Origin of the sequence: Brucella sp. RRSP16 (assembly GCF_052246815.1) — a bacterium.
Taxonomy (GTDB): Bacteria; Pseudomonadota; Alphaproteobacteria; order Rhizobiales; family Rhizobiaceae; genus Brucella; species Brucella intermedia.
In genome coordinates, this window is record NZ_JBQQAM010000033.1 from 1 (window position 1) to 5025 (window position 5025).

The window sequence follows — 5025 nt, forward strand, 5'->3', positions numbered from 1 at the left end:
GATGACATTTTTGGGGAAATGAGACCCTTTGAAATCGATCGCCATACCCAGTCACCTCGCCCAATTATGCGCACCGAAGCGACAATAACGCAGCAGAAGTGAAAAATTCGCGACAGAACCCCGTCGAGTTCCTGTTAACAGAAACCGGAACCTGCTGCCAAACGCTTTATCCGCAAAAGCACTGGCCCAACATGGCAGGCCAGATAAGATTACTATCGACGGCAGTCAGGCCAATCGGACAGCCATCACGCAATGCGATGCTGAGAATCGGTTGCGAGATGGTGGAAAGCCAATCACCATCCGCTCCAGTAAATACATGAACAACGCCATCGAGCAGGATCATCACCGAGTCAAACGGCGGATACGATGCATACTCGGCTTCAAGTCCGAAGCCGCCGCCAGCGTCGCTCTGGCTGGTATTGAGCTCGTTCAGATGATGCGAAAGCTGCAATTTCAGGTCAACCGCACCGCATTCACTCAAACAACAATTCACAGCACTTGCAGCATAGTGGCGTCCAGCGTTCGGCCATGCTTGCCCCACCGAAATTTTTGCAACAGATCCATTAAAAATGGTCATTAGTGAGATCTGCATCCAATGTTACACCCCGACAGGCGGCACCCGCCGGGGTGTAACTGTGCCCACGCCTTTGCAGCAGGAGCTAGGCACAATAAAAGTATAGCTCACTAATTATTATACGCAACTTGCGAAACTGGCCAATCGATTGCACAATAGGATCGGGACAGGGAAATGTTACGGGCTATTTTCAGATTGGTTGTCATCGATCAGGTTGTTCGTGAGCCATTCAGCTCGCGGTGTGTCGCTCGCCATATGCCTGGAATTTCCGTCGATCGGGTTGCATTGTTTTTGACAAGACATTCTGCTTTGTCGCCAAAAGACAGGAACCCAATTTTCATTCGTGTGTGTCGCGGACGATATCGCTTCAATCAGCGCCGGCTGTCTGAGGTTGACGTGGGGCAGGTGTATGAAAAAGAATAGTGTTTATAACGCGGGCTTTTCTGTCTCGCTTTCTCTGCCGCCAGTTTCAGGCACTTGTCGCGCATCCATAGACTACCCCCTGGCCGAGCAGAACAGACGCCAACGGATTGTGTGCGGCGAGTTGACCGCTGGCGCCTTTGTCGGCTTTCTGCTTCTGCTCGGGGTGTTCTTCCGGCCCATCGACAAGTTCAATTCGATCATCGAGAGTTATCCGAAGGGTATTGCCGGTTTCCAGCGCTATACGCGGTTTCTCGATACGAGGCCGGATATTGCCCACCGGCAATACGCACGTTCTGTCGAACGGCTGAACGGTGATATCGACTATTGCGGTGTTCGTTTCGGCTACACGTCGGGCAGGCCTGTTCTTGAAGGCCTGAACCTTTTTGTCAGGACAGTCGAAACCGTTGCCTTTTCAAAGACCTCAGCATCAAGGAACGCGAAGAGGTCTTTGCCGCCGTCGCGCGTGTCCTGCAGGGGGCGCTTGCGAGGCTTATGTCGAAGGCAGCCGCCATTAGACGCACGCTTTCCCACTTCGATCGGGTGTCTATTGGCATTTGGGAAATCGGGAAGATCGGTGCGTCGGTGGCTTCGGGAACAAGTTTGCAGGCGACAGGTCAAGTCGTGGTGAGCGATCCGCAAAAATCTCTTTTATTGACGAACAAAACATGAACGTGTATCTTCGCTCACATGGTGAAAAAGAGCCTTCAGGATAAACTTGCCATCCTATCGGATGCGGCAAAATACGATGCATCTTGTGCGTCAAGCGGTGGCGAGAAGCGCGATGCAAGCAAAGGCGGTGTCGGATCGTCGGGAGGCGCAGGGATTTGCCATGCTTACACTCCGGATGGGCGCTGTATCAGCCTGCTGAAAATTCTTATGACCAACTTCTGCATCTTCGACTGTGCCTATTGCATAAACCGGGTCAGCTCGAACGTGGAACGGGCGCGGTTCTCAGTCGAGGACGTTGTCTCGCTCACGCTGGAATTTTATCGACGCAATTACATCGAGGGCCTGTTCTTGTCCTCGGGCATCATCAAGTCCCCCGACCAGACCATGTCCGATATGGTACGCATCGCGCGGACATTGCGGGAGGGTCACGGCTTCCGCGGCTATATCCATCTCAAGACGATTCCCGATGCAAGTCCGGACTTGATCCGGGAGGCCGGGCTTTGGCGCTCCGGGTTTCCGCACCGACGATCGCCAACCTTGCCGCTCAGCCGAAATGGATCTGGATCGGCGGCATTTCCGGAGTAGTCTATATCACGGCCGCGGTCCTTCTTGCGCCAAAGCTTGGGGCCGCAGGCTTCATGACGGCGGTCATTGCCGGCCAAATTCTCGCTTCGATGGCAATCGACCATTACAGCGTCGTGGGTTTTACCGCGAGACCTATTTCCGGAGTGCGGCTCATAGGCTCACTGTTGGTCGTGGCCGGTGCTCTGGTTATGCAAGGACCAAGCCTTAGGCAAATGATGCAGTCAGCCACACAGCTTTTCACTAATCATTAATCGACAGGAGAAATATCATGAACAATGATGATAGGACTTCGCGGCCCGCGTCTTCGCTGGGCGGTAACGCCATTCCATCGCAGGTGCGCATCGCCAGGCCGACAGACAAGCTTGAAGACGTTATCGCTTTCTATCGGGACGGTCTGGGCCTGCCGGAGCTCGCGCACTTCGAAGCTCATGCCGGCTACGACGGCATTATGCTCGGTTTGCCCGGCAAGTCCGTGCATCTTGAATTCACCCAACATGCAGAAGGCAGTCCGTGCGCCGCTCCGAGCTTCGACAATCTGCTGGTGCTCTACATCACCAAGCTTGATGCCTATGATCGCCTCAACGAGCGGATGCAACGAATGGGCTACGCGCCGGTGGAACCGGAAAATCCATACTGGCTCCAGCGCAGCTTCACCTATCAGGATCCTGACGGCTGGCGAGTGGTGATCTGCCGCGAAACTGGCATTTGATACCGGCAGCACTCCACCGCGTTGTCCTGCATCCTCGCACCGACGTTGCAGTCAGACATTACCACCAGTGTGGCGGGCAGATCAGATCCATTTGACGGGATGGTGCGTTCCTACTGATACGGATGATCGACATTCCATCCGGCAGGGCCCGGCAGATGAACACAACTACAACAAAGAATTCCAAGGCGCTCGATTGCGGAACTTCTGCGACAACGATGCAGGTCAATCTCGCCTTGGACGCAGTCCAATGTTATCGCTGTTGCAATAGGAAACGGGCCCCGCGCAACCAATCTCAGCCTGTTCGTCAGCGCAGCGCTCGTACTGCTTCTATTGCCTAGCCCAGCAGTCCTTTACATTTTCGCGAGCCCGGTCGAACAGGGCCGTTCTGCCGACCTCGTTTCGATTCTTGACATATCCGCGGCCATGCTCGTTCATGTCGTCGCAGAAGCTGTGGGGTTGTCGGCGCTCTTGGCGTCGGCCGCGATCGCCTTCAACGTCGTGAAGTAAGCCGGCCCAGCCTACTTGATTTGGCTGGGCTTCAAGAAGCTCTTTGGTCCATCGGATATTCCCGGTGTTGAGGGGGGGCTACCGGCGCCAAGCCGTCTGCGCCTCTTTCGCGAGGGCTTCATTGTTAACCTCCTCAATCCAAAGACAGCGCTCTTCTTTCTGGCGCTCCTGCCGCAGTTCGTTGAGGTCGACCGCGGCCATCTTGCAATGCAGATCGCAACTCTCGGGATTCTCTACACGGCGATCGGCGTGCTATTGGTCATGTCATCTTCCTTTTTCATTTGGTTTGAACTGCCCGAGCAGGTCGCGCAGAACTGTCATATAGCAACCGCGTTCGCTCAGATCGGGTCCACCGAATGCTGCGACCTGAAGCCGACGCAAAGGCGGTTCCAGACATTGATCGTCCCTATTGCCACGCTGATTCGGGTGCTCTCCGCCTCCGTGAAAAATGCCTGGAGCGGCTGAAAGTCAGTGTCCGTGCGACGTTTGTCAGCGCCTCGGTCCAGCCAAGCACCGCCCGCTCACGTGCATCGACGACAGGCGAGTCCCGCCAGACGCTTATCAGGTTGATCCACTGCTCGCCCAACCCATCGCGACGCGCTTCCTTGACGTGCATATCAACGCGATAGGCGCAGCCGTTCATCTGTGAGGCCCGCAACTTGAGCAGGTGCAGAAGCCGGGGCTCAACCCCGGACGCTTTGCGCACATAGGTGTCGAGAGCGGCCACGCCTCAAAGGCGTCAGGCGCAACAGCGGGAAAGTCAAAACGCGCCTTCATGTCACTGGCCTTTGCTCTTGGTTCTTGGTCTAGAAGGTTCGCCAGATACCCGGCGTCCCAAGTTCGATCAGGTGATCGTCGGGATCACGAAAGTAGATGCTGGTCCCACCCGGCAGCACCAAGGCAACGAGCGTCGCGCCGCGCTTGAACAGCAGCAGAACAGTTGCGCTTCCGGCGTCATAAGCGACCACGCGTTCGTCGTGCACCAGATCAGTAAAGCCGAAAACGCGGTCATAAAACTGCGCGGCACGCGCGACGTCCTGCACGTAGATAGCAGTTTCCAGGATCTGTCAAACTTTCGGCCTTGGCGAGAGAGGCTTTCCGAGATCGCCGGTCATGGGTTCCAGCCGCCGCTGCCGTAGGGGCGGGTTATCACCTCGAGCAAGTGCCCGTTGAGATCGTTGAAATAGAGCCCACGACCACCATCATGATCGTTCATCCCGGGCTTGCGCCGTTGGGGATCGGCCCAGTAAGGCAGGCTCCGCTGGCCGAGCCGGTCATGCAAGGCGTCGAAACTCGTGTCATCGACGAGGAACGCGTAATGCTGCGGAACGACGGCATGGTTCACATCCATGTAGTCGAGGTTGACGCCATTATCGGTGGTGACCATCCAGAATGGCCCCCATCTGCGCGGCGGCTGCAGTCCGAGCATTTCAGCCAGAAACAGGGCAGAGCCGTGTGCGTCTTGCGTCGCCAGGATCGTGTGGTTGAATTCGATTCTCATCAATGCTCTCCCATCCCGAAGCTTACCCGCTGTGCCCCGACCCGCCTGAGCGTCGAG

Annotated in this window: 5 protein-coding genes and 4 pseudogenes; 6 read left to right on the forward strand and 3 right to left on the reverse strand. The window is 56.1% G+C overall.

Going from position 1 to position 5025, the window contains the following annotated elements; genetic code table 11:
* Nucleotides 1–150: 150 nt before the first annotated feature.
* The 6 genes and pseudogenes from ACS5UA_RS22615 to ACS5UA_RS22640 all read left to right on the forward strand — a co-directional run.
* Nucleotides 151–509, forward strand: a pseudogene (locus ACS5UA_RS22615) (DDE-type integrase/transposase/recombinase); the annotation flags it as partial.
* Nucleotides 510–983: 474 nt separating this feature from the next.
* Nucleotides 984–1625 carry a hypothetical protein gene (locus tag ACS5UA_RS22620; protein ID WP_443101869.1) on the forward strand — a complete coding sequence of 214 codons (642 nt, stop codon included), beginning with the start codon at nt 984–986 and terminating at the stop codon, nt 1623–1625.
* Between the two features lie 62 nt (nt 1626–1687).
* Nucleotides 1688–2170, forward strand: a pseudogene (locus ACS5UA_RS22625) (putative DNA modification/repair radical SAM protein); the annotation flags it as partial.
* Nucleotides 2167–2502: a DMT family transporter gene (locus ACS5UA_RS22630; RefSeq protein WP_443101870.1), complete on the forward strand. Its 336-nt coding sequence runs from the start codon at nt 2167–2169 to the stop codon at nt 2500–2502. The pseudogene ACS5UA_RS22625 and the gene ACS5UA_RS22630, both read left to right, overlap by 4 nt.
* 17 nt (nt 2503–2519) lie before the next feature.
* A complete protein-coding gene (locus ACS5UA_RS22635; protein ID WP_443101871.1) occupies nt 2520–2960 on the forward strand; it encodes a VOC family protein in 441 nt (146 codons plus the stop codon).
* Between the two features lie 264 nt (nt 2961–3224).
* Nucleotides 3225–3743, forward strand: a pseudogene (locus ACS5UA_RS22640) (LysE family translocator); the annotation flags it as partial.
* A 62-nt stretch (nt 3744–3805) separates the two neighbouring features.
* Here ACS5UA_RS22640 and ACS5UA_RS22645 read toward each other — a convergent pair.
* From ACS5UA_RS22645 to ACS5UA_RS22655, 3 genes and pseudogenes are all read right to left on the reverse strand, one after another.
* Nucleotides 3806–4244 (reverse strand): annotated as a pseudogene (locus ACS5UA_RS22645) (carboxymuconolactone decarboxylase family protein).
* Between the two features lie 29 nt (nt 4245–4273).
* Nucleotides 4274–4531 carry a VOC family protein gene (locus ACS5UA_RS22650; protein ID WP_443101873.1) on the reverse strand — a complete coding sequence of 86 codons (258 nt, stop codon included), beginning with the start codon at nt 4529–4531 and terminating at the stop codon, nt 4274–4276.
* Between the two features lie 47 nt (nt 4532–4578).
* A complete protein-coding gene (locus tag ACS5UA_RS22655; RefSeq protein WP_443101872.1) occupies nt 4579–4968 on the reverse strand; it encodes a VOC family protein in 390 nt (129 codons plus the stop codon).
* Nucleotides 4969–5025 lie beyond the last annotated feature (57 nt).

Excerpts from the sequence above, each read along its gene's own strand:
- ACS5UA_RS22635 (WP_443101871.1), top strand. The coding sequence starts at position 2,520 with ATGAACAATGATGATAGGACTTCGCGGCCCGCGTCTTCGCTGGGCGGT.
- ACS5UA_RS22655 (WP_443101872.1), bottom strand. The coding sequence starts at position 4,968 with ATGAGAATCGAATTCAACCACACGATCCTGGCGACGCAAGACGCACAC.
- ACS5UA_RS22620 (WP_443101869.1), top strand. The coding sequence starts at position 984 with ATGAAAAAGAATAGTGTTTATAACGCGGGCTTTTCTGTCTCGCTTTCT.